The organism is Reichenbachiella sp., from assembly GCF_039944555.1.
GTDB lineage: Bacteria > Bacteroidota > Bacteroidia > Cytophagales > Cyclobacteriaceae > Reichenbachiella.
The window spans coordinates 47,608-73,158 of record NZ_JBDUYN010000020.1; the positions used below are offsets into that span (position 1 = coordinate 47,608).

At 40.2% G+C, this 25,551-nt stretch carries 21 protein-coding genes; 14 read left to right on the forward strand and 7 right to left on the reverse strand.

Going from position 1 to position 25,551, the window contains the following annotated elements:
- Position 1 precedes the first annotated feature (1 nt).
- From ABJD64_RS24655 to ABJD64_RS24665, 3 genes are all read right to left on the reverse strand, one after another.
- On the reverse strand, positions 2-1,711 hold the full coding sequence (locus tag ABJD64_RS24655) for a GMC family oxidoreductase (RefSeq protein WP_348180996.1): 1,710 nt from the start codon (positions 1,709-1,711) through the stop codon (positions 2-4).
- 56 nt (positions 1,712-1,767) lie between these two features.
- Positions 1,768-2,124 (reverse strand): c-type cytochrome, encoded by a 357-nt coding sequence (locus ABJD64_RS24660; protein ID WP_348180997.1) that lies wholly within the window; start codon positions 2,122-2,124, stop codon positions 1,768-1,770.
- Positions 2,125-2,282: 158 nt separating this feature from the next.
- A complete protein-coding gene (locus tag ABJD64_RS24665) occupies positions 2,283-3,323 on the reverse strand; it encodes an AraC family transcriptional regulator (protein WP_348180998.1) in 1,041 nt (346 codons plus the stop codon).
- A 119-nt stretch (positions 3,324-3,442) separates the two neighbouring features.
- Here ABJD64_RS24665 and ABJD64_RS24670 point away from each other — a divergent pair, with 119 nt between their 5' ends.
- The 7 genes from ABJD64_RS24670 to ABJD64_RS24700 all read left to right on the forward strand — a co-directional run bounded on the left by ABJD64_RS24670 (position 3,443) and on the right by ABJD64_RS24700 (position 11,648).
- Complete coding sequence (locus ABJD64_RS24670; RefSeq protein ID WP_348180999.1) at positions 3,443-4,675, forward strand: nucleoside permease; 1,233 nt, start codon at positions 3,443-3,445, stop codon at positions 4,673-4,675.
- Between the two features lie 7 nt (positions 4,676-4,682).
- The gene (locus ABJD64_RS24675) at positions 4,683-5,816 is read left to right on the forward strand and encodes a Gfo/Idh/MocA family oxidoreductase (protein WP_348181000.1); all 1,134 of its coding nucleotides are present in this window, start codon (positions 4,683-4,685) and stop codon (positions 5,814-5,816) included.
- A gap of 1 nt (position 5,817) precedes the next feature.
- Complete coding sequence (locus tag ABJD64_RS24680; protein ID WP_348181001.1) at positions 5,818-6,876, forward strand: sugar phosphate isomerase/epimerase family protein; 1,059 nt, start codon at positions 5,818-5,820, stop codon at positions 6,874-6,876.
- A gap of 5 nt (positions 6,877-6,881) precedes the next feature.
- Positions 6,882-7,613: a DUF1080 domain-containing protein gene (locus ABJD64_RS24685; protein ID WP_348181002.1), complete on the forward strand. Its 732-nt coding sequence runs from the start codon at positions 6,882-6,884 to the stop codon at positions 7,611-7,613.
- A 157-nt stretch (positions 7,614-7,770) separates the two neighbouring features.
- Positions 7,771-10,017, forward strand: a complete 2,247-nt coding sequence (locus ABJD64_RS24690) for a HAMP domain-containing sensor histidine kinase (RefSeq protein WP_348181004.1) — start codon at positions 7,771-7,773, stop codon at positions 10,015-10,017.
- Between the two features lie 101 nt (positions 10,018-10,118).
- Complete coding sequence (gene truA, locus ABJD64_RS24695) at positions 10,119-10,898, forward strand: tRNA pseudouridine(38-40) synthase TruA (RefSeq protein WP_348181005.1); 780 nt, start codon at positions 10,119-10,121, stop codon at positions 10,896-10,898.
- Positions 10,899-10,970: 72 nt separating this feature from the next.
- Entirely contained in the window at positions 10,971-11,648 is a 678-nt protein-coding gene (locus ABJD64_RS24700; RefSeq protein WP_348181006.1) for a hypothetical protein, read from the forward strand.
- Positions 11,649-11,713: 65 nt separating this feature from the next.
- Here ABJD64_RS24700 and ABJD64_RS24705 read toward each other — a convergent pair whose 3' ends face one another.
- Both ABJD64_RS24705 and ABJD64_RS24710 read right to left on the reverse strand, forming a co-directional pair.
- The gene (locus ABJD64_RS24705) at positions 11,714-12,604 is read right to left on the reverse strand and encodes a hypothetical protein (RefSeq protein WP_348181007.1); all 891 of its coding nucleotides are present in this window, start codon (positions 12,602-12,604) and stop codon (positions 11,714-11,716) included.
- Positions 12,605-12,759: 155 nt separating this feature from the next.
- Positions 12,760-14,670 carry an ABC-F family ATP-binding cassette domain-containing protein gene (locus ABJD64_RS24710; protein ID WP_348181008.1) on the reverse strand — a complete coding sequence of 637 codons (1,911 nt, stop codon included), beginning with the start codon at positions 14,668-14,670 and terminating at the stop codon, positions 12,760-12,762.
- A 101-nt stretch (positions 14,671-14,771) separates the two neighbouring features.
- On the opposite strand from ABJD64_RS24710, the gene ABJD64_RS24715 reads away from it, so the two are divergent.
- The 6 genes from ABJD64_RS24715 (at position 14,772) to ABJD64_RS24740 (ending at position 21,101) form a co-directional block, all read left to right on the forward strand.
- Entirely contained in the window at positions 14,772-15,944 is a 1,173-nt protein-coding gene (locus ABJD64_RS24715; protein ID WP_348181009.1) for a sorbosone dehydrogenase family protein, read from the forward strand.
- Positions 15,944-16,588: an alpha/beta hydrolase gene (locus ABJD64_RS24720; protein ID WP_348181011.1), complete on the forward strand. Its 645-nt coding sequence runs from the start codon at positions 15,944-15,946 to the stop codon at positions 16,586-16,588. The genes ABJD64_RS24715 and ABJD64_RS24720 overlap by 1 nt, the downstream gene beginning before the upstream one ends.
- Positions 16,589-16,758: 170 nt before the next feature.
- Positions 16,759-18,594 carry a M1 family metallopeptidase gene (locus tag ABJD64_RS24725; protein WP_348181013.1) on the forward strand — a complete coding sequence of 612 codons (1,836 nt, stop codon included), beginning with the start codon at positions 16,759-16,761 and terminating at the stop codon, positions 18,592-18,594.
- Between the two features lie 30 nt (positions 18,595-18,624).
- On the forward strand, positions 18,625-19,836 hold the full coding sequence (locus ABJD64_RS24730) for a DEAD/DEAH box helicase (RefSeq protein ID WP_348181015.1): 1,212 nt from the start codon (positions 18,625-18,627) through the stop codon (positions 19,834-19,836).
- A 137-nt stretch (positions 19,837-19,973) separates the two neighbouring features.
- Entirely contained in the window at positions 19,974-20,255 is a 282-nt protein-coding gene (locus ABJD64_RS24735; RefSeq protein WP_348181016.1) for a hypothetical protein, read from the forward strand.
- Positions 20,256-20,309: 54 nt separating this feature from the next.
- Positions 20,310-21,101, forward strand: coding sequence for a helix-turn-helix domain-containing protein (locus ABJD64_RS24740; RefSeq protein ID WP_348181018.1), 792 nt, complete (start codon positions 20,310-20,312; stop codon positions 21,099-21,101).
- A gap of 53 nt (positions 21,102-21,154) precedes the next feature.
- Here ABJD64_RS24740 and ABJD64_RS24745 read toward each other — a convergent pair whose 3' ends face one another.
- Both ABJD64_RS24745 and ABJD64_RS24750 read right to left on the reverse strand, forming a co-directional pair.
- Positions 21,155-22,339, reverse strand: coding sequence for a porin (locus tag ABJD64_RS24745; RefSeq protein WP_348181019.1), 1,185 nt, complete (start codon positions 22,337-22,339; stop codon positions 21,155-21,157).
- A gap of 117 nt (positions 22,340-22,456) precedes the next feature.
- Positions 22,457-23,566 (reverse strand): Na/Pi symporter, encoded by a 1,110-nt coding sequence (locus tag ABJD64_RS24750; RefSeq protein ID WP_348181020.1) that lies wholly within the window; start codon positions 23,564-23,566, stop codon positions 22,457-22,459.
- Positions 23,567-23,746: 180 nt separating this feature from the next.
- Between ABJD64_RS24750 and ABJD64_RS24755 the strand changes: the two genes are divergently transcribed.
- Positions 23,747-25,456: a Na/Pi cotransporter family protein gene (locus ABJD64_RS24755; protein ID WP_348181021.1), complete on the forward strand. Its 1,710-nt coding sequence runs from the start codon at positions 23,747-23,749 to the stop codon at positions 25,454-25,456.
- Positions 25,457-25,551 lie beyond the last annotated feature (95 nt).

Below are 25,551 nucleotides of genomic sequence, written 5' to 3' on the forward strand. Positions count from 1 at the left end.
TTTATAGTGCGTTAGTTTTGAGTAGTTCTACAGCCTTGTTAGCCGCGCGAGCGGTTAAGGCCATGTAGGTAAGTGACGGGTTTTGACAGGCCGATGAGGTCATGCAGGCACCATCCGTCACAAACACATTGGATACTGCGTGTAGTTGATTCCATTCGTTGAGTATAGAAGTTTTGGGGTCCTTGCCCATTCTGGCGGTACCCATTTCGTGTATACCCAGTCCTATGTTGGTGATATTGGCCGAAGATTGCACATTCTTTACACCCGCAGCTTCCAGCATTTCTGCAGCCGAATCTCCAATGTCTTTGACCATGTTTTTTTCATTCTCCCTGAATGCCGCATCAAAGGTCACAGTGGGGAGTCCCCATTGGTCTTTTTTCTCATAGTTCAGCGTCATGAAATTTTCATGATAGGGGAGGCATTCTCCGAATCCACCCATGCCAATCCACCAGGGGCCTGGTTTGAGCATTTCATTCTTGAATTCAGCTCCGTAGTCAAAATCACCTGCACCTCTTCCCCAATTCACTCTGCTTGCACCACCCTGATATCCATAACCTCGAATAAATGAGTCTTTTTCCGATTGCTTATCAAGGTTTACGAACCTTGGGATGTAAAATCCGGTTGGCCTTCTTCCTGAATAATATTTATCATCCAATCCTTCGATATTGCCACCGGCACCACCGCCCATTAAATGATCCATGATATTATGCCCCAGTTCGCCACTGTCGTTTCCCATACCATCAGGAAATCGATCTGATTTACTGTTCATCAATAAAGCCGCAGATGCGATGGCCGAGGCATTCAAAAATATGATTTTGGCTTTGTAGATAGTTTCTTCATGGGTTACTTTATCAATAACCTTTACACCCGTGGCTCTCTGCGTATCCGCATCATAAAGGATCTCTGCCACGATTGAATCCGGACGCAAGGTCAGATTTCCCGTTGCCTCAGCCGCAGGGAGCGTACTGGACTGACTACTAAAATATCCACCATACGGACACCCTCGTGAACATCGACTTCTGGCCATACACTGATTACGACCTTCTTTGGGCCCGGTCACATGAGCGGTTCGTCCTATGATCAGATGTCGTTCCGGAAAGCTACTTTCAAGTTTGGATTTTACATCGATTTCTCCGCAGTTCAATTCAAATGGAGGCATGAATTTGCCATCCGGCAGATGCGGGATGCCTTCCATACTACCACTTACCCCAATGAAAGATTCTACATAATCGTACCAAGGGGCCAGATCTTTGTAGCGAATTGGCCAGTCTACACCGTACCCGTCTTTCTTGTTGGCTTCAAAATCCATAGGGCTCAATCGGTAGCTTTGCCTGCCCCATACCAGAGACCGGCCACCGACCTGATATCCTCGCATCCAGTCGAAAGGTTGAGTTTCGTTGTATTCGTGCTCAGTATCTTTTACAAAAAAATGAGCATGCTCCTCACGGGCAGTATAGCCGGTTCGAGCTTGCTTATAATATTTCTTTTTTTCTTCCCTGGGCAGTTCCCCTTTATACTTCATATCCCAGGGATCCATGTTCATGGTGGGATAGTCCTGGATGTGTTTCACGTCTCTTCCACGCTCCAAAACTACAGTTTTCAGACCTGCCTGGCAAAGTTCTTTGGCTGCCCAACCTCCGGAAATACCGGAACCCACAACTATTGCGTCGTAGATATATTCATTAGATGATTTGCTATTTAAGTTTGCCATTTATGAACAGTTTTTCTCTTTTATACCCATACTTATTTCTTGTCAGTACCTGGTTGTTATTCGAGTGAATTGATCCAACGAGCAATTTCCAAGAGCTCTGATTTATCCAAATGAGGTAGTCCTATCATAGGTGCAGGGTAATCCGGCCAGTTTTCCGGTTCAGGCTTATAGATCAACTCTACGATGCGTTCGTCACTATAATTTCTCTTGGCAATATCCAAATAAGAAGGACCCACCAATCTTTCATTTTGCTTATGGCAGGCGAAACAGGTGTTCTTTTCCAGCAACTGTTTCACTTTGAATTTGTCAATCGCTTCAGCACCTGATTTCTTGTTGGATCCACAAGAAGTAACCAGAATGAATAAACAACCGGCTAACAGACAACGAATAAAAGAAAATGTATGGGTGCTCATAGGTTTATATGCCTTCAGAAAATAATTAACTACCGACTTTTGTATAAAATCTATCAGTATACAATACAATGTGTCTGATAGAGTGTAAAAGTTGATCTAAATTATAGCATATAGATATATGGCTTGTTTAAAATTATTCAATGAATGAAATTATACATTTAAGCAAGCTGACTGCCGGCGGTTACGGCAAGCGGTCTGTTGCGATACTCCTGAGGAGAGCATTTTTCATGTTTTTTAAAAACAGTTGAAAAATACTGGCTGGTTGCAAAGCCGCATTTGTAGGCGATTTGGGTGGCGCTCATCTCCGGGTTTTCTATGAGCAGTAGCTTTGACCAATCAATTCTCTTTTGAGTCAACAACTGCATAGGGGTGAGATTGGTGAGTTGCTTGCAGTGATGTGTAAATCGAGTAGCTCCTAATCCGGATGAAGCGGCCATCTCCTCAATGGTCCAGGGATGAGAAAGGTTGTTGGACAGTTCTTCGATGAATTGCTTAGCCGACCGCATACTGTCTGTCAACGATTCATTTAAAATCATTTTGCCATTGTCAAACATGTCTAACAGATGAATAAGCAGTTCATTGATATGTATTCTTAGCTTTGAGGCTGAAGACCCATTGACATCCTGGTGTATGGTTTGATTGATCAGTTTGAAACACGCCTTGATCTCGGGCGTAGCTTTCCAAATAGGTTGTTCGTTTTGTCTGATAAGCATATTTAGCCGTTGCAGATCGTCGTTTGAAAGTACAATCCAGTCTGGCCAGACCCAGGGTTGATGCGGACGACGAACACCCACGTCAATGATCACCCAATAGAACTTACCAATGCCTACATGTGGATTGCCAACCTTATGCTGTTGCCAGGGTCTCGTTATTGTGAAATCACCGGGAAACAATTCTGTTTCTGTATTTTCCACCGCATACGGCATGTGTCCGGATTCTAAAAAGTGAAATTCCACACCCTCATTGCGATGCCAGTCCAGCCCCCAATCCTGTTCTTCATTGGCACTCCAATAGCCAATCGTATTCAGACCCTTGGTGTCCAGTGTAAGGCGATCACCGGGATAGGTATGACGTGCGAGAGCCTTGAATTGAACTTTGTTTCTCCGTACAGCATCTACCAAGGGTAGGCAGGTATCTGCGTGGTAGACCGAACCATTTTCACCCTTGAAGGGAACGATGCTTTGTTTAATATTATTCATTGAAGTATTTTAAACACAAAAGTTTGTCAATAAGCCTATTTTGCTCATCTATTGATACGGAATATGGATATCAAATATTGAGTGGTCTAATTTATACAATAATTTTTTAATTGAAATAAATGAAAAAAACAACTCAGGTTCAATTGTCAGTAATGATGTTTCTCGAGTTTTTTATCTGGGGTGGTTGGTTTGTTACCTTAGGTACATTTTTGGGTAATAATCTAAATGCTACAGGGGTGGAAACCGGTATGGCGTATTCTACTCAATCGTGGGGTGCCATCGTAGCGCCATTTATCATTGGATTGATCGCTGATCGCTTTTTCAATGCTGAAAGAATTTTGGGAGTGTTGCATCTCATTGGTGCAGTGCTCATGTATCAGATGTCCCAGGCGACCCAGTTCTATGCTTTCTATCCCTATATTCTAGGGTATATGTTGGCCTATATGCCCACACTAGCACTTGTCAATTCGGTGGCCTTCAATCAAATGACTGATCCGGCCAGGGAGTTCTCATACATCCGGGTTTGGGGAACTATCGGATGGATAGTAGCAGGCCTTGCTATTAGTTATTTATTCCATTGGGATTCAAAAGAAAGTATTCAAGACGGCTTATTGCAAAATACCTTTCTTATGACTGCCATTGCTTCTGCACTTTTAGGTCTTTTTAGCTTTAGCTTGCCTAAAACACCCCCGCAGAGCAAAAAAGATGAACGGGTCAGTGTCTCTGATATTTTTGGACTGGACGCTCTCAAGCTGCTAAAGGATAGAAATTTTCTAATCTTCTTTGTGTCTTCAGTCTTGATTTGTATTCCTCTCGCTTTTTACTATCAAAATGCAAACCCTTTCCTCGCAGAAATTGGTATAGCCAACCCGACGGGTAAAATGACGATTGGACAGATTTCCGAAGTACTGTTTATGCTATTGCTTCCAGTCTTTTTTAAACGATTCGGGTTTAAGAAGACCATAATTTTCGGCATGCTGGCATGGGCGGTCAGATATATTCTTTTTGCTCTTGGAAATGCAGATGAACTAACTGCTATGTTGATTTTAGGTATAGCATTGCACGGAATCTGCTATGACTTCTTTTTTGTATCCGGTCAGATTTATACGGATTCAAAAGCTGGAGAACAACATAAAAGTGCAGCACAGGGACTGATCGCTTTGGCCACTTATGGCGTAGGGATGCTGGTTGGGTTTTGGATAGCTGGTAAAATTACGGATACCTATATGTTGGAAGGCGGCATGCATCAGTGGAAAGAAATATGGTTCTTCCCGGCAGGCTTTGCCGCAGTCATTATGCTGCTGTTTGGGTTTGCTTTCAGGGACGAAAACATAGTTTATAAAAATTTATAACATTCGAATGAATAAGGGAAGAATCAAAATGGGCATGTTGGGCGGAGGCCAGGGGGCTTTCATCGGTATTGCGCATCGAATAGCATCTTATATGGGCGAGCGATACGATTTGGTGGGTGGTGCATTTGATGTCGATTATGAAAATGGTTTGGCTTTCGCTAAAGCACTGGAGTTGGATGCGGATAGAGTTTACCCCGATGTTGATGCATTGATCAAGAAGGAGAATGCTCTGCCCGCAGAAGAAAGGATAGAAGTGGTATCCATCGTTACGCCAAATTCACTTCACTATGAAATGGCCAAACGGCTGCTAGAGGGCGGCTTTCATGTCATTTGCGAAAAGCCCATGACAATGACGTCAGCAGAAGCCGAAATATTAAAAAAGTTGGTGTCGGAAACCGGCAAACAATTTTGTCTGACGCATACCTATACAGGATATCCTATGGTTCGTCAGATGAAGGCGATGATCAGCACCGGTAAGATTGGTAACATTCAACGTATAGATGTACAATACTATCAAGGGTGGATCAATCCTTTTATTCACGATTCCGAAAAGAGAAAATCAGTCTGGCGGCTTGATCCTAAAATGTCCGGGATTTCTTGCTGTATTGGAGATATTGGATTGCATGCTTTCAATCTGGCTGAATACACAACTGGATTGCAGGTAGATCATCTTTTGTCTGATCTCAATTATTTATATGAAGACAATACCTTGGACGTAGATGGTACTGTACTCATCAGGTTGGGTGGTGCAAAAGGGGTGATTCGTGCAAGCCAAATTGCCACCGGCGAAGAAAACAACCTCACCATTCAGGTATACGGTAAAGAAGGCTCGTTGAAATGGAGACAAGAAAACCCTACCGAGCTGACTTGGCTCAATGAGGGCAAACCGATTCAGGTATTGAAACCAGGCAATTCATATAATGCTGAGATTACCATGGAAAGCACTAAAATGGCACCAGGACATCCGGAAGGAATCTTCGATGCCATGGGAAATATCTATAAAGGAATGGCTAAAGCCATAAGAAAACAACCCTTGTCTGATGGGGAATTTCCCACCGTGACGGATGGAGTCAGAGGCATGCATTTCATTGAAAAAGTAGTACAATCAAATCGTGACGGCAACGTCTGGGTAAGTCTATAATATGCAAACAATCAAAGGACCGGCCATATTTTTAGCGCAGTTTATCGATGACAGCGCGCCGTTCAATAACCTGAGGAATATCTGTGAATGGGCCGCTAAGCTAGGATATAAAGCTGTGCAAATTCCGGCTTGGGACAAGCGCGTAATTGACATCGAAAAAGCTGGTGGTAGCAAGGATTATTGTGATGAAATAAAAGGTACGGTAAATGAATTTGGGCTTCAAATCTCCGAATTGTCCACTCATCTTCTGGGACAGTTAATAGCCTCACATCCCGCATATGACACCATGTTTGATGCTTTCGCTCCCGATTCACTTCATGGCAATCCAAAGAAAAGAGCCGAATGGGCAAATAAGCAAATGAAAGCCGCAGCTCAAGCGAGTCGTAACTTGGGATTAGATGTGATGGGTTCATTCTCGGGGTCCTTACTATTTCATACCATGTACCCTTGGCCACAGCGACCAAAAGGTTTGGTTGAAACAGGTTTTCAGGAATTGGCTAATCGATGGATACCGATCCTCGACTTTTGTAAAGATTTGGGTATTGAAGTTTGTTATGAACTGCATCCGGGAGAAGACCTGCATGATGGTGTGACCTTCGAGCGTTTTCTAGGGGTAACTAACAATCACTCTAGTGCAAGGATATTATACGACCCCAGCCACTTTGTTCTCCAACATTTGGATTATCTGCAGTTTATTGATTTCTACCATGAGCATATTCGCATGTTTCATGTCAAGGACGCTGAGTTCCGTCCTAACGGCAAATCTGGCGTTTACGGAGGCTATCAAAATTGGGCTGATCGTCCTGGAAGGTTCAGGTCGTTAGGAGATGGACAGGTAGACTTTAAACAAATATTCTCCAAACTAAGCCAATACGGGTATGATGGTTGGGCTGTTTTGGAATGGGAATGCTGTATCAAATCGCCAGAACAAGGCGCACGAGAAGGTGCTATTTTTATTTCTGATCATATCATTGAGGTTACTAAAAAAGCTTTTGATGACTTTGCAGGTTCAGAGGTAGATCAGGAAAAGGTGAATGAGATTTTAGGATTGAATAAATAATCGGAATGAAAAGATTGAGACTGTTTTTTGTTTTTTTGTTGATCAGTTCAGCAACAGTAGGACAAGTTAAACCTGAGGATACTGAAGTTTGGGAACCCGAACCACCTGTGGTAGCATCTGCTGAGAAAGGTCTGCCACCGTCAGATGCAATTATTCTTTTTGATGGATCAAGCCTCGATGCCTGGCAAGAAATAGGATCTAAGAACAAGATCCAATGGGAATTGTATGACGGCACCATGCGTGTGGTGCCAAATACCGGAAGCATAGAAACCAGACAAGCCTTTGGCGATATTCAACTTCACCTGGAATGGAAGGCACCCATTGGGACAGAAGAGTACAAAGGACAAAACAAGAGCAATAGTGGCGTGTTTCTTCAATCCAGGTACGAAGTGCAGATTTTGGACAGCTACCAAAACAGAACCTATTCGAATGGTCAGGCAGGAGCAGTTTACAAACAACATGCTCCCCTGGTTAATGCCATGAAAAAGCCAGGAGAATGGCAAGCCTATGATATCGTTTTCAAAGCTCCTAGATTTGATGACAATGGGTCAAAAGTTTCTTCAGGCTATCTCACAGTTTTTCACAACGGTATACTTATCCAAAACCATGTAGAAATTCTCGGTACTACGGAGTATTTGGGACAACCAAAAAATGAAGCTCACGGAAAGGCACCGATTCGATTACAGGATCATGAGAGTCCGATTTCCTTTCGAAACATCTGGGTAAGGGAATTGTGATATACAGTATATATTCCTGATGGCATCTCCTAAAGCCCGTTTACTTATCATCTTTGGCCAACTCTTACCGGCTTTCGACTATCATTTTTTTTAGCTAAATTGAAAGGAGGGACTAAACTCTATTCTTTCAATTGTGATAAACCATCAGGCGTTTTTCTTGAGCCTTTTTTTAATACCTCAGGTTGCATTTTCGAACATTTCCAGTAAATCTGCAGGAGTAGAATTGATAGGGCAAGATAGTTTCGAAGCCAAATTACTCTATTATAGAACTTCTTCACTCACCCTAGACGAAGTAGAGGGTTTACTTCACCGGACTGTTGACAAAAGAGAAAGATTAGAACTGTTACTTTTCTATCTAAAAAGGCAATTCAAATTCGACATTTCCATTGGGTTGGATCGTGCTAGAGAAGCTCTTTATCTGGCACGAAAGTTTGGCTTGAAACTTCATGAAAGTATAGCACTTTCTAATGTTGCTACGAGCTCCTGTCTTTATAGGGCTAGCGAAGAAGCACACTTGTATGCCGATAGTGCCCTCTGGATAAGTAGGGACATTGGAGAAGGTTCACTTGAATCTTCCATTTACTACACCAAGTATCTCATTGACTTTGTTAATGACGATCATGTGGCTGGTGTAGAAAATCTATTGAAATGCATAGATCTTGCTGAAAAGCATGGCTCTAAGTATCAACGGAATGAAAGGCGCCTGCGTCTTGTAAGACTGGCCATCAGACGAAAACATACAGTTTTGGCACAAACTCAGTTGAATAAGTTGAAATCTGAGGACCTTGAGCTGGATAATCAAGTGATGTATCTGATTTATCAGGGGCAATGGCACAGCATGCAGGGACAGCAAGACTCAGCCAAAAAGTTTTTTGAGAAAGCAGTTGCGCTCCGTTTTGATTTTGAAACTTCTTTTGAGTTAGGTAAATGGTATAATAGAAATGATCTGACAGACTCAGCCATTTATTTTCTTGAAGAAGGTATTGCCTTGATGGATCCAAGGCAATCGTACATTGCGGAAAGATACATGGAATTGGCTGATCTTTATGACAGAACTGGAGACAAGAAATTGTCAGAAGTTTATTTGAAGAAAAGGATAGAAGAAAGTAAGAGGCTGGTGGAAAAAAATACGGAGGCGTTGAATTATTCAGAGCTTGCAGATTTCTACGTCAGACATAATCAATTAGATTCAGCTTATAAGTATGCTCGTAAGTCTTATGATATGGCCAATAAATATGATTTTGGCACCTCTATACTGGCATCTACTAGAATTTTGGCTTACTTGACAGAAGTGCAAGGCCAATTTGAACAGTCTAATGCGTTTTTAAAAGAGTACCTGAAACAAACGGAATTAAAGAATGCATTACTAGTAACCGAACAGCTTAAAAAGGCCGAAATGGACTCAAAAATTGACTACTGGATTGAGGTTGGAGCCGAGAAAGTCAAACGTGCAGAACAATTGAGGAATCTGATTATAGTCATTACAGGATTGTTGTTACTGCTATTCCTGGCCATCTTGTTTATGTTTTTAGGTAAACGAAAAGCACTTACTATTCAAGAATCTTTGAATGCAAAAGTGCTGGAACAAAATGCTAAAATCACTCAACAGGGAGCTGCACTCAAAGAGGCTAATACAAGCCTCTCAGAATCTAATGACCTGTTGGAAAAAAAGGTGACTGAACGAACCAGAGAACTCAAAGAAGCCAATGAAAAGTTAACCAATTACAGTGCTCGTTTAGAGGAATATGCCAATATAACTGCGCATAACCTTAGGGGCCCATTAGTCAATATCATTGGATTAGCAAATGTTTACGATTCTCACAATTCGCATAATCCAAAAAATGACAGGTTGATAAATATGATTAATAAATCAGCCGAAGAAATAGATGATGTGGTTCAAGAATTGAATGACCTACTTGATCTTGAGCGTGAAGAACAAAATAAGAAAGAGAAAATCAGTGTGGCTCACTTGATTACGGATCTTGAAACCTGGATAAAGGAAAAGGCGAGACATGCGGAAGTGAGCTTTACAGGTACGACATCGTTAGACGAAGTGTATAGTGTAAGGCCCTATCTGGAGAGGACATTGAGAGAGTTGTTGATCAATTCATATCACTACCGCGATCTCGAACGAGGCCTGGATATCAATTTGACTGTTGAAGAAAGAGCCGGGGGCATGCAAATTAAGGTGGAGGATAATGGACTAGGAATAGATCTTAACCGGCATGGAACTCAAATTTTCAATTTAAATCAACGCTTTCATGAGCGGAATGGTCGCGGGGTCGGGTTGTATTTGGTGAAGCGACAAGTAGAAGCTATGGATGGGAGTGTCAGTGTAGAGAGCGTATTAGGTGAAGGGGCATGCTTTACGATTTTACTTCCACAAGGTAACTTGGCTGTCTAAAATAACTTAAGGCTTACCGAAAAATTGAACACCGTTGATCGTTGTAGATGATGGTATATAGAATGATCTTTGCCATTGAAGAAGTAATCATCTAACGCAGCATGCAAAAAAATCATTTCTACCTCATAGAGGTTCAATACCTTGGCTTTCGATATCATGGCTGGCAACGGCAGCCTGGTGTAAAAACCGTTCAGGAAATGATCGAACGAACGCTGAAGTATATATTGAAGGAAAAGCCTTTTAAAATATTAGGAGCAAGCCGTACTGATGCAATGGTTTCCGCTACTCAGGCGGCCTTCGAACTCTTTTTGCAAGAGCCGGAAGACCTTGATCAACTAATGAAAGCGTTTAATGAAAACTTGCCAGCTGACATCCGTGCAACAGCAATTGAAGAAGTGGATGCTCAGTTCAATGTGATTCAGCATGCGAAAGAAAAGGAATACCTATATCTCTTCTCGTATGGTGAGAAGAATCATCCGTTTGCTGCACCATATATCACTTACATTCAATCTAAACTTGATATAGATTTAATGAAAGAAGGAGCGGGGCTATTCAGCGGTCAGCACAATTTTAAAGAATATTGTTACAAGCCAAATGAAGGCACTCAATTCGATCGCGAAATACTATTGAGTGAGATAGTGGAGAACAATATATGGACGGCTAACTTTTTTCCTGATCAGAGTTATGTCTATCGAGTGAAAGGAATGGGTTTTATGAGAAATCAAATCCGATTGATGATAGGCAGGTTGTTCCGTTTGGGAAGACATGAAATCACATTGGATGATATTAGGGAATCATTGGATAAACCTTCCGAATCTCCCGAATATTTCATTGCGCCAGCTTCCGGCCTGATGTTACATCAAATGAAGTTCAATAAATAGGATTTGATAACTAGTGAATAATTCGTAATATTGACTGCAGCAACATACCTAAGAAGTAACTAATTCACCTTAATGAGTCTTGAACAATTAATCAATGAGCGTAATGAAGCCATACTTAAAGTAGATGAGTACGGCTTATTGTGCATGACCACACCATATCTTCCACCAGAAATGGAGAGCGACCCGAGTCCTGAGTTGCTATTCACTTCAAAACAGTCATACATGTGGGTGCCCATTTTGGCATACGTAGTAGAAAAATTGGACATTTCAGAAGAGGATACTAAGATATTTCTTGAGATGTCATTAGACTCGCTGACCACTCACCATCGTACAAGATGGAGCAACAGGGCCGAAGCGCTTGAAGGTATGTTGGAAATGCTGAACTCAATGCTTTTTTATACAACACGAAAAAAATTGGAAGACCCCATCTTCGAATATGCATCTCTTTTTGGTGGGTCTATTGAAGATATTTTGGATCGTTTGGAAGGATTAGGATTAGTGGAAGAACACTATGTTGAACCTTTTGGTAGTCAGCGAGTGGCCATGATGGGCTTTGTTCCATTTGGATTTACAAAACGAACTAGGCTAGGAGAGGAACTCTTTGCCAAGCTCAATAGTTTGATGCTGTTTTATGCACAAAAAAATTTGGTTGAAGATTCTGATTTCAAGATTCACTATCGCTTCTATCGCGCCTGGGAGATGTTCAAATCCATTATTATGAAAATGGATAAGCCTCTGGATAAGAAGTAGTTACCTGTTTTCTCGTGTGGTCTAGGCTATAGCCAAGACCCAGGTGAGCAGAAAGATGCTGAAATCTATTCAACGATCCATTGTCGAATTCTCTTTATTTCTAAGTCGATGTCAACAAGCATGTGTTTCTTGACCACAAAATTTGGGTTTTCTTTCAGCTTCTCATCAATTTCTTTGAGCCCTCCTTTATAGAGTATATCCAAAATCTGTAGTTCCGTCACAACGGTACTTATGGCGTCGTCATTTGGCAAGTCTTTTAGTACCTTAATGACTTCTTTCAAAGCGGGCTCCTGATCTAAAACAACCTTGACTAGAGGCCTCAAAAGTCTTTCATTTTCTTCTGTCGCTGGAGTCTTATCTATGGTAACAACCGCTTGATACAAGCCCTCAATAAAGCTACCAGCTAGTGCCAACCCTGCCATATTGAGATGATGTCCTTTTTCCATTTGCACGCTAGTGGTAATGAAAAGCTCACTTAGCAGCTTAGCAATTTCTTCTTGATCTTGATTTTTAATGTGCCCCATGCAATTTTGCAGGTGTGCATCATCATAGATAGTTGAATCCCCGAGTGCCTTTGCAATATTGTGAGAAGTCTTCAAATAATTTAAACATACATCTTCAAAACCATAGGCTGCCAAATAACTAACATCTGAAGCGAATACGCCCATATTCATAGCCATCTTATCAGCATTTCCCTTATACTTTTCGAAATTTTTCAGATCATTAATGAGATCATTATCAAACTCTGCATTGATCGATTTGAGAGTGAAGGGAACTAGCGAAGGAGAAGGTAGGTCCTTAAGAAGCTGATCAATATCATGAACGGTTCTTGTTTCGGTCTCCTCTGCAGCCATTTTTTCTATTTTCTTTCTTTCTTCAGAAGTTGATCCGGTACTGCAGCCATAAGCTATTAGTGCTACAAGAATTATCGGAAGTAGTTTAGTTATCTGTTTCATAGTTTTGGATCAGTTAAAATTCTTAATCAAAGTAACATTATCGTTACTTTAAGGTCATAAATTAGTTAATGTTACCTTGTTATCAATTTGATATGGCATACTAACGTGCTATGTTAAAACCTATGTGCACTCAAATCTAAGAGAATATAGGGACATTAGTTCTCCATTTCTTCAATCTTCTCCACCAATGATTCCCATTCCCGATCCTTGGATTTAAGCAACCCGCCATTGACTTCATAGCGCTCGTTTATTTCAGTTAGTTTATTGGCATCATTGAAGTTGCCAGGATCAGCCATTTTTGATTCTAATTCGGTTTTTTCAGCTTCAAGTTTTTCTAAATCAGATTCTACTCTTGTCAATTCCTTTTTTAGGCGTGACAATTCCTTTTGTTCACCATCAGTGGACTTCTGCTTCTTCTCTTTTTTAGGTTTCTCCTCTTTAACAATTGTAGGTTTGAAGGTATCCTTAGGCTTGTTGTGCTTATCACACCACCAGGTATATTCCTCGTAGGTGCCAGGATATTCTTTGATCTGTTGGTCTTCAATCCACCAGATTTTATTAGCAACCTGAGTCACAAAATACCTGTCGTGAGATACAAGTATAAACGAACCCTGATATTGCTGCAGAGCCTGTATCAGAATGTTTACCGACTGAATGTCCAGGTGGTTGGTTGGTTCATCAAGTAGCAGAAAGTTGGCCTCGGAAATCAGGGTTTTTGCCAGGGCAACTCTCGACTTTTCTCCACCAGAAAGTACCTTGATTTTTTTGAACACGTCTTCATCTGAAAACAGGAAGCAACCCAATACCCCACGCAGTTCCTGTTCGGACTTACCCGAGCCAAACTGCTTCAATTCTTCCAGTATTTCGTTGTCAACATTTAGAGACTCCAGCTGATGCTGAGCGTAAAAAGATGGATTAACATTGAATCCCATTTGTGCTTTGCCTTCAACTTTTTCACCATCTATGATTCTAAGTAAGGTCGACTTTCCTTTTCCGTTGGCACCTATCAATGCTATTTTGTCACCTCGTTCGATCAAGCCACTAGCATTTTTAAGAATATCAATACCTGGATAGGATTTTGAAATATTGTCCAGTGTGGCGACATGTCTACCTGATTGCTTGCTAAAATTGAATTTAAAATTGACAGCAGCATTATCTTCAATTACATCTTCAACCTTATCCATACGCTCCAGTGCCTTCACTCTGGACTGAACTTGCCTGGCCTTGGTGGCCTTTGCACGGAACCTTTCTACAAATCTCTCAGTCTGACGAATTTTAGATTGTTGATTTTCAAAAGCGTTCTTTTGCAATTCATTTCTTAGAGTTTTCTCTTCAAGATAGTTGTCGTAGTTACCCGGATAAGGAGTCAATGCCTGGCCGCTTACTTCTACAATTTTGTTGATTGTGTTGTTCAAAAATTGCCTGTCGTGTGATACTACGATCACAGCGCCTTCATAAGATTTCAAATAGTTTTCAATCCATTGGATAGAAGGAAGATCCAAGTGGTTAGTAGGCTCATCGAGCATAAGAATTGAAGGCTTTTCAAGTAGAAGTTTTGCCAGAATCACGCGCATTCTCCATCCCCCGGAAAACTCCTTTAGTGGACGCTGTAAATCCTCTGTTTTGAAGCCAATTCCTTCCAACACTTCTTCGGCTTTGCTTTGGAGTACGTAGCCGTCCTTTGCTTCAAATTCTTCCTGCAATCGTGAAAGTTTTTCTACCAACTTATCTTCATAGTTGGTCTCCATTTTATGCAGAATCTTGTCGATTTTGTGCTGAATGTTGATGACTTCTGAAAAAGCTTCCATAGCCACAGACAGAATGGACTCATCTGACTGAAAGGAGAGTAAGTCCTGATTCAGAAAACCAATCGTACATTCCTTAGCCATGCTGATCTCTCCGCTGTCTTTTTGAAGTTGTCCGATGATTATTTTCAATAAAGTAGATTTACCGGTGCCGTTTAGACCAATCAAGCCAATTTTATCCTTGGGCTTTATATGGAGTGAGGCATTTTCAAACAGGGCCCTGCTGCCCAGATAATACGATAAATTATTAATTGAAATCATGTCGCAAATATGCAAAGGATCGTAGGGAATTAAAACTCTCAGATCATTTGATATTGGATAGTAACCCTTGTAAATTTATCTATAGATAACCTAATTACAACATGCCCTATTTTAACAATATCCTTATCCTGATCGTCAGCGCCTTATCTTTTTTCCAATGCGAATCCGCTTCAAAAAATGACGCCCCTGTTGTCGAAGGTGAGGAGTCATACGAGGATGAAACTTTAGTCGAGGCGCTAAGACGTATTGAGCTTCCGGAAGGCTTTTCAATAGATTTGTATTCCGATAATGTGCCCAATGCACGTTCAATGACACTAAGTCCGGCGGGTATCCTGTATGTAGGTACACGACAGGATGATAAGGTCTACGCATTGGAAGATAGTAATGGGGACCACAAAGCGGACAAAAAGTATATCATAGGTGAAGGTATGAATACACCAAATGGCGTGGCGTTTAAGGATGGTGATTTGTATGTAGCTGAAATAAACAAAATCTGGAAGTTTGCGAATATTGAATCCAACTTGAATAATGTGGATAAGCCAGTATTGATCTCAGAAGACTTCCCAAGCGATAAGCATCATGGATGGAAATATATTGCTTTTGGTCCTGATGGCAAACTCTATGTTCCAGTTGGGGCACCCTGCAATATTTGCGAAAGCAAAAAAGACGTTTATGCAACGATTACCAGAATGAACAAGGATGGTTCAGGTTTTGAAATTTTTGCCAACGGTGTCAGAAATACAGTAGGTTTTACTTGGCATCCGGAAACTGGAGAGATGTGGTTTACCGACAACGGCAGGGATATGCTGGGAGATGATATACCACCATGCGAATTGAATCATGCCCCAGCCGCTGGTTTGCATTTCGGCTATCCCTATTGCCATGGAGGAGATATTGCTGACCCTACGCATGGAGGAGAATACAGCTGTACAGATTTCGTTGCTCCAGCACAGAAGTTAGGGCCCCATGTTGCACCGCTTGGATTGAAATTTTACACTGGAGACATGTTCCCTGAAGCATATCGTAATGATATATTCATTGCTGAGCACGGCTCGTGGAACCGAAGTAAAAAAATTGGCTACAGGATTGTAAGAGTTAAAATGGAAAATGGAAAGGCCTCAGGTTATGAACCCTTTGCTTTTGGTTGGTTGGACGAAGCCGAACAAGAGGCCTTTGGAAGACCTGTAGATGTATTAATTATGCCAGATGGTGCTATGCTTGTATCCGACGATCGGGCAGGGGTGATCTATCGCATCACATACTCGGCCGACTGATGGAGCATCATATCGGTTTTAATTATTCAGCTCCCTACTATACACTCAATGAGCTGACCGCAGAGACCAGAGATATATGGATTGTCTGTCCCGGCTATGGACAGTTGGCCAAATATTTTATTCGGCGTTTTGATGTGTTTGATGCAAAAAAGCATTTCGTTGTTGCTTTACAAGGCTTGTCCAAATTCTACCTACCTGATCAGAAGAACGTTGGGGCAAGCTGGATGACCAGGGAAGGTCGTGAAACGGATATGCAGAATCAAAAAGCCTACTTTGACGCAGTGATCGAGGAGGTGTTTCAAAGCTATGACTTAAATGAGTTCAGAGTACATCTTATGGGGTTCTCTCAAGGCGTATCTATGGTCAGCCGCATGGCGGCCTACTCAAAACTTAGTTTTAGTACTTTAATTCTTTGGGCAGGAGGGTTTCCTCCCGAATTAGTACCTGATGATTTTAAACATGTATCCGATAAAGCTAGACTCAAAGTCGTTTTAGGAAATCAGGATGAATATTACGCATTGGACAGGAATTATCAACCGGAAGTAGCAAAGATGGAAGATGTGATTGGCTTAAAACCAGAGATTATTTCATTCGATGGCATTCACGAGATAAACAGGGAAGTTTTGAAGAGTTGCCTGGAGTGAGGTTTGTAATACCTAACATCAATTTTTAGTATTAAATCCGGAATTTTCGGGCCTTAAATTTTTTACTTGGTTGACCGCCGACCACCACATATTTCTATCCATCACAATTTTATCCGAGTGCAACCGAATTGTATTTACTTTGCTGACATATAAGAACAAAAAAATATAGTATGATCTCAAAAGGGATATTTGGTTGCATGGTAGTTTTAGTTGCAATCCAGGCAAATGCACAGACCAACAGGTGGCAACAACGGATAGAGTATAAAATGGAGATTGACATGGACGCTGAGGCTAATCAGTTTTCAGGTATTCAAGAATTGAATTATTATAATAATTCACCAGATACGCTAACCAAAGTATTTTATCACCTCTATTTTAATGCCTTTCAGCCTGGAAGTATGATGGATGTAAGAAGTAGGACGCTGCCAGATCCCGACAAAAGAGTAGGAGACCGTATATTTCATTTGAAAGAGGACGAAATTGGCTATCACAAAATAAAGTCCTTAACGCAGGATGGCAAGAGGCTAATCTACGAGATAGATGGAACGGTGATGAAAGTAATACTTAATGAGCCTATTATGCCTAATTCGAAGGTTACATTCGAGATGACATTTGAAAGTCAGGTACCCTTGCAGATTCGGAGAAGTGGACGTGACAACAGTGAAGGTATTAGACTATCTATGGCTCAGTGGTACCCTAAATTGGCAGAATATGACTACTCTGGTTGGCATGCTTATGACTACGTAGCCAGGGAATTTTATAGTCCCTGGGGAGATTTTGATGTTACTATAAGTATCGATAGTGACTATGTAGTTGCAGCCTCAGGAATTGCTCAAAATTCAACCAGGAAGAAGAATAAAGTCTCACATAGATACGTTGCCGAAAATGTTCATGACTTTGTATGGGCAGCCGATCCGGACTATAAGCACAAAGTGTTGAATGTGCGAGAAGGCTTGGATTTTCACCTCTATTATCAGACTGATACTTTAGAAAACCAATGGATAGAATTGGAAACTTATATAAAAAAGGCAGTGCCTTTTATTGAGGAAAGATGTGGGAAGTATCCTTACCCGGTTTATAAAGTAATTCAAGGTGGAGATGGTGGTATGGAGTACCCCATGGCCACACTAATGACCGGACATAGATCACTGAAAGGATTGGTTGGAGTAACCGTTCATGAATTCATTCATAGTTGGTATCAAATGGTCCTGGGTACAAATGAAAGCCATTACTATTGGATGGACGAGGGGTTCAATACTTATTATGATGATATGACTATGGATTATCTTTTTAATGAAAACTATCCATCTGATAACTTCATGAGTTCAGCCTACAAGTTTTACAAATACATTGTAGAGGAAGGTTTGGAAGAACCCTTGACCACCCATGCGGATCATTTTGAAACGAACCTGGCTTACGCAATGGCCTCTTACAGAAAAGGAGGCCTGGCGTTGTTGCATTTGGAATACATTATGGGAAAGGACAAGTTTGATGCCGCTATGCTGCGTTACTATAATAAGTGGAAGTTCAAACATCCTAATGCAGTAGATTTTGAAGTAATTATGGAGAAAGAGAGTGGTATGGAATTGTCTTGGTTTTTTGACTATTGGATTAAGACAACAAAAACGATTGACTATGCCATAACCAATGTTGCCGTTGATGGCAAAGGATCCAAAGTTGAATTAGAGAGAATTGGTCTAATGCCGATGCCATTAGATTTAGTTTTAACTTTGAATAATGGCGAAAAACTAAATTACCATATTCCAATTGGTATGTCTCGGGGAAACAGAACGTTAAGCAACGGTGAGCTGTTGATGACGCCTTGGACTTGGGTAAATCCCTATTATTCGTTTACAATTGATGTAAACAAAGATGATATCGAGCGAATAGAAATTGATCCAACCCATCGTATGGCTGATATTAATTTTAAAAATAATAGCTATCCAAACACTAATGATGAACTAGAAATTAAAGGCAAGCCTGAGAAACTGGAGAATAACTATTAGATTTGAGTTCTATCAATACGAATAACTACATTGAAATTTAAAGAAGTTGGCATTCACCCTCCAGTATTGGATGGAGTCGATGCCATGGGTTTTGAGAATACCACTCCCATTCAGGAGAAAGCCATTCCCATCATATTAGAAAATAAAGATTTAATCGCCTGTGCGCAGACAGGAACGGGTAAGACCGCTGCTTTTTTGTTGCCCACCATGCAACAAATCAACGATCAGACGGATCATGGTAGTATAGACGCATTGGTAGTAGTCCCCACCAGAGAATTAGCAGTTCAAATTGATCAGCAGATACAAGGGCTGGGTTATTTTGTGGAAATAAGCTCATTGGCTGTCTATGGCGGTGGAGATGGTATGAGTTGGGACGTACAGAAGAAAGCTCTCATTAAAGGAGCTAATATTATCATTGCTACACCGGGCAGAATGATTGCTCATCTCAATCAGGAGTATGTAGACTTGTCTAAAGTAAAACATTTTATTTTGGACGAAGCAGACCGCATGTTGGATATGGGGTTTTATGATGATCTAATGAAAATCATGAAATTCATTCCAGGAGATTGTCAACGACTGATGTTTTCGGCAACTATGCCACCAAAAATCAGAAAACTAGCTAAAGAAGTTCTCAATGAGCCGGAAGAAATAAATATTGCCATTGCCAAGCCATCTGAAAACATTTTGCAAGGTGCATTTATGATTTATGATGGACAAAAACCGGAGCTGGTCAAGCATATTTTTTCTGCTAAGAAAATGGACAGTGTGATTGTCTTTTTATCACGTAAAAGCGAAGTGGACAAAATAGCCAGAGAGATTTCCAGCCTGGGAGTCAATGCGGCTCCCATTCATTCTGGCTTAGAGCAATCCAAAAGAGAATCTGTCCTTCAAGACTTTATTAATAAAAAAATTAATGTCTTGGTGGCCACCGATGTGATGAGCAGGGGTATTGATATCAAGGGTATTGATATGGTTATCAACTACAATGTGCCAGGAGATGCAGCGGATTATGTTCATCGAATTGGTCGTACCGGTAGGGCGGATGCCAATGGTGTAGCATTCACTTTTGTGAATGAAGAGGATATGTACAACTTCTCCAATATTGAAGAATTGATTGGTAAAGAAGTACAAAAGATCAAAATCCCAGAACACATTGGGGAAGGGCCAGAATACAATCCAAAGCAACGTTCGTCCAAGCCAAAAAGGAACGGACAGAGAAAAGGCCGATTTAGTAAGAAATAGAGGTTTGCCTCCTTCTTACTAAAAAAATTAGTAATTAATTTTGCCGTTAGAATATATAATGCTAATTTTATTGTCATTAGCGCTAATTAATTGATCAATCAACAGGTTTAATTAATTTAATGACAAAATAATTAGTAATGAAAACGTATACAGTAGGTGGTGAATACAAATTGAAACTCACGTCCAAAAAATTAAAGTCAGGCAAGTGTCAGGTCAAATTTCATGCATCTGTACAGAAGACAAAGAAGATGTACGGATATGTACTGGCAGATTCTGGCGAAACATTGAAGCATGTAGTCGAGAAAATCCTGAAACGTTTGGATCAAATTAAGAACAGGAAGAATTTTCATCACATTAACCTCTATTCAATCGGAAGGCACAGTCAAAGCGATACAGGTATGGTGTTATTCGATGCCTGACAGTAGCATAAATCATGACGTTCTGTTAAGTTTGTTAACAATACATATTTGAACATGGAAGTAGCCAAAGTAAACGACAATATAAAGTTCTTAAGAAAAAAATTCGGATATACTCAGGAGACATTTGCAGAGTCTATTGGGATAAAAAGATCTCTGGTAGGAGCATATGAAGAGGGTAGAGCGGATCCCAGGTTGAACAACCTTCTTCGAATGTCTGAACTATTCAATGTAAGTGTTGATACTTTAATCAGTAAGGTCGTTAGCGAACTTTCAGAGGATGAATTGCATCAGGCTGAGGAAGGGAGTAGTAGAATTCTTGCTATCACTGTTGACAGTGAGGAAAACGAGAATATAGAATTGATCCCACAGAAAGCATCAGCGGGTTACATGAATGGGTATGCGGACCCGACCTATATTGAGAACATGCCGAAATTTCAATTGCCCATGTTGCCAAAAAATGCGACCTATAGAGCTTTTGAAATATCTGGAGATTCCATGTTGCCATTGCAGCCTGGAACCGTAATTATTGGCGAGTATTTAGAAAATATCTCTCACATTAAGAATGGAAAAACGTATGTCCTTCTTAGTAAAGAGGAAGGGATAGTTTATAAGAGAGTTTTCAATTATGTAGAAGAGAATGGAAAGCTTTTTCTCGTGTCGGACAATAAATCTTATTCGCCATACCAAGTTGATGCAAAAGATATAATCGAGGTATGGGAGTCTAAAGCATTTATAAGTATCGACTTTCCGGATGCGAATGGTAAGGAAGATCTAACCATTGAGGAGCTGTCTGGAATAGTAAAAAACCTCCAAAACGAAATTATCAAACTCAAGGACTCTAATTAAAAAAAGCCGTGCGATTGGCACAGCTTTTTTTAAATTTCTATAGGTGTGAACCCTTAGAATCCAATTTCCATTTGCATTAGAAACTGGTATTCATCTTTACTATCAGCTACTGTTTCATAGTCAACATAAGAAACGGTGGATTGTACCTTTACCGTATGCCCTGAAATATATTTTGAAAACCCTATTGAGTATCTGTTGTTGTCAAAATCATCACCAAGTGCTTTTACAGTATTTTCAGGAGAGGTTGAAGTGAATCGTCCAGCTACTTCGTAATTGTTTTTGAACAGGTAACCCGCCTGAAGATTTAAGGCATTTCCGGTATAAAAGGCTTGTTGGTCTCCACTAGAATTTAGTCCTGACGTGGCATCACCGCTTTTTACCCATTTATCGACATATTCTCCCATAAAAGAAAAACCATTCATTTTAAACATGGCATCTATTACAATATTGGCTACGGTACTATTTGTGTCAAGTGCCTTTCCAATCTGCCCACCACTATTGCTTGCATCCTGATTGTAATCATAGGTCACGCCGATGGATAGTTTGGGAGACGCTTCTCTTGCCAAATCAGAACCAAAATAATCTCCTTTATTCGTGAATTTACCGAAAGGAAGGATTTCACCTCTTGCTGTATAGTTATATCCACCACTGTTTGCATCGATGTCGTTCCGACCATCACCCATGGTAATGGCAACTATCTCTCGTAGCACCATACTACCAGCTGAGTACTCATGTCTAAGTTGCAGACCCTTGCCTCGATCAATAGTGAATTTACTATTGAGATTGCTTCGATCTACAAATTGCAAATCTTTAGAAGAAATCACACGCTCTCTGTTTCCAGGTAGCTTGGTTTGTCCGACCCATAGTTGCCAGTTTTTGTGAAACTTATATTTAACTACAGCATCTAATACAATGTTAGAACCATCTTCGGGTGAAGAATTCTTCTGATCCCTATTTGAAATCGCCAGTTCAATTTTATACTCCAACTTTGGGTCGAAGGCATAACCTTTGAATTTTAATCTAAATCTTCTGATTAGAAATTTGTCATTCCATTCTTCAGATTCTATGTTGTACTTTCCTTCATATAGGTTCTGAAACCGAGTATTCCATTGGATACTAAAGGATGAATCTTTTGGCATGAATCTAAGTCCTTTGCCAACCTTACTGCCGTCGAATGATTGAGCTTGGGCCATAACGGCACATGTAGCCAAAGCTAAAGTGATGTAAATTAATTTCATATTTTCTGAATATAAGCCGCGAAGCTATAGCATATAATCTGGCAGGCGTTTACATTAAAATTACTTTAATGTTAAGCAATTGTTAACAAATAGAAAGCACATATTAATTGGCTCTATTCAGAGTCTATTGAGAAAGATCAGTGCCAGCGGTAATATGAAAAATACAAAGAGGATATAAAAGAACCCTATAACTCTGTACTGTGCAGTCATCAGACCAAATTTTCTAGAGTAGAGAATCGGCAACTTATTGAGATAGGGGATGAATAGAAAAATTAGTGTCCCAATTAAGTTGAAAAGAAAATGAACCAATGCGATGCTTAATGCCGCTTCCGATTTGTTAAAAGCCGCAATTAAGGCTGTAATAGTTGTTCCAATATTAGCACCAACAATATATGGAAAAATTTTGCCAAGGTGGATTTTACCAGTAGCTCCTAGAGGGACGATGATCGAAGTTGTGATGGAGCTTGATTGAATGCCTGCGGTCAACATGGTGCCCAATCCAAACGACTTCAATCTTTTGTTAAAAAAGACCTCTTGAAACCTGTCATCAGATCCACCGATCATTCTTTTTGAAATTATTTTCGAAATTATTTTAATGGATGCGAATAGGGATATACATGCAAGAATGACGAGTATAGCTTTGTACGCTACGGAATCGATCAAAAAGCCGTTGATATAATCAAAAAGACCAAAGCGGGATTCTTGTCCGGTGGGGTTCAAATTTGGTGATTGATTAAAAATTGACGCTACCAATATTGAAAGTTTGGAGAGTACGTGATAGTAATATTCTAGTGGGAATAAAATTATCACGGTCATGATATTAAAAAAATCATGCATGACTCCCGTTGCAATGGCATTTTTGAATTCTTTGTTATCTGTGATATAAGTCAGAGAAACTATGGTACTAGTAAGAGTAGTGCCCATATTGGCTCCCATGATCATGGGAACAGCATTTTCCAATGCCATTCCTCCGGAAGCTACTATAGCTACAATGAGTGAGGTACTGGTCGAACTGCTCTGAATCACAGCAGTAATAAAGAGGCCAATAAATAAACTGATAAAAGGATTGGACGTAACTGACAGCACTTTTATTACTGTCTCGTTTCCAATTACCTGAAAAGTGCTGGTCATTAAATCAAGGGACCACAAAAAGACAAAAAGAGCCAGAGAAATACTCAGGACAAATTGGACTACATTAAGTTGTTTTTGCGTTGTACTACCTTCCATAATTCAAGCTGCAAAACTAGAACACTTTGCTATCTTGTATATTATGAAATTGTTAACATGTGAAAGGTATCTGTGTGCAATTTGGGTTTATGCTTAACAATTATTTAAAATTGAGCTTCTTTTTAATTACTAGTTTTGCAAGCATTTTAAAATCAATTCAGAAAATTAAATAACAATCTCGTGGAATACGGAATTTATGACATTTTTAAACTAATAGGAGCGCTCGGCTTTTTCATTTATGGAATGAAGGTGATGAGCGAATCAATTCAGAAGGTTGCGGGAGATTCTCTGAGATCTGTTATGAGTATTATCACTTCTAATAGAATTAGTGGAGTCTTTACCGGCTTTTTGACAACGGCCATTATCCAATCATCGTCTGCAACCACAGTTATGGTAGTGAGTTTTGTGAACGCTGGTTTGCTAAAACTCAGACAAGCGATTGGAGTAATCATGGGTGCTAATATCGGTACGACGATTACAGCAGTACTAATACTGGTATTTGGATTCTCAAAATTCAGTATTTCGCACTACACTCTTCCTATCATTGCGGTAGGCTTTCCTATGCTTTTTGCAAAAAAACCGGAAATCAAATATTGGGGGGAGTTTTTAATTGGTTTTGCACTTTTATTTATGGGGCTTAGTGCCTTGAAAGGTGCAGTGCCCGATTTGAAGCATAATCCTGAAATTCTTGCATGGATCACTGATTTAAATAACCTCGGTTTTTTATCGGTAATCATCGCCGTACTTATAGGTACTGTTCTTACTGTTGTAGTTCAGTCATCCAGTGCGGCTATGGCAATCACCCTTATCATGTGTGATAATGGATGGATTCCTTATGATATGGCCGCGGGTATTGTACTTGGAGAAAATATTGGAACCACAATCACAGCAAACCTTGCTGCCTTGGTAGGTAATGTACATGCGAAAAGGGCCGCTCTTGCCCACTTCATGTTCAATGTTTTTGGTGTAGTTTGGATGCTTCTCATATTCCATTTTTACCTTACTGGGATTGATTCTATCATGGTCAGCACTGGCAATGGATCTCCATTGACGGAAACAGGAGCTATAAAATGGGGGTTAACCTATTTTCATATTAGTTTCAATATACTTAATACGTTGATAATGATTTGGTTTGTTCCCCAAATTGAACAGATTGTGACCAAAATGATATCTTCTAAAGATGATGAAGATGAAGAATTTCATCTGGAGTTTATTGGGACTCAACTCATGAGAACAGCAGAACTGTCTCTGATGGAAGCCAGAAAAGAAGTAGCTAAGTTTGGTAAGCATATTGTTAAGATGAGTGCGTTTGTTCAGGAGCTGATTGAATCGGAAGACACCAAAAGAGTAGAATATCTCACAGAAAAGATATCTAAGTATGAGGACCGTACGGATGAATTGGAAATGGAGATTGATGATTATCTGGTCAAAGTTTCCGAAGGGAGACTGAGTACTGCAACATCTGAAGAAATCCGTGCCATTATAAGCATTACCAGTGACTTAGAAAGAGCTGCAGATATTGTGATGCGTATGTCAAAGGAAATTAACAGAAAGAACAAGGATAATTTGACTTTTACAGACGACCAAAAATCCAATATTAAGGAAATTTTTGGATTGGTAGATGAAGCACTGATTGAAATGCATTCAAATTTAAAGTCAGACTATTCTGAAGTAAAGCTTGAAAATGCTATGGCCAAAGAAGAAGCCATCAACAGGCTAAAGAAAGAGCTTAGCAAGAATCACTGGAAGAGTGTAGAGGAAAACCACTACGATGTTAAAACAGGTATAGTGTATAGAGACATCATCTTCGGATGCGAGAGAATTGGTGATCATATTATTAATGTGACAGAAAGTATTGTAGGGATAGAAGAGCATGAATCTGTAGCCTAGCATCAAAGAAAAGTACACTTTAAACAAAAAGCCCAGTCTCATTTTGAGACTGGGCTTTTTCCAATTTGAAGAATTTGGTGACTTAGGTTCTGAAA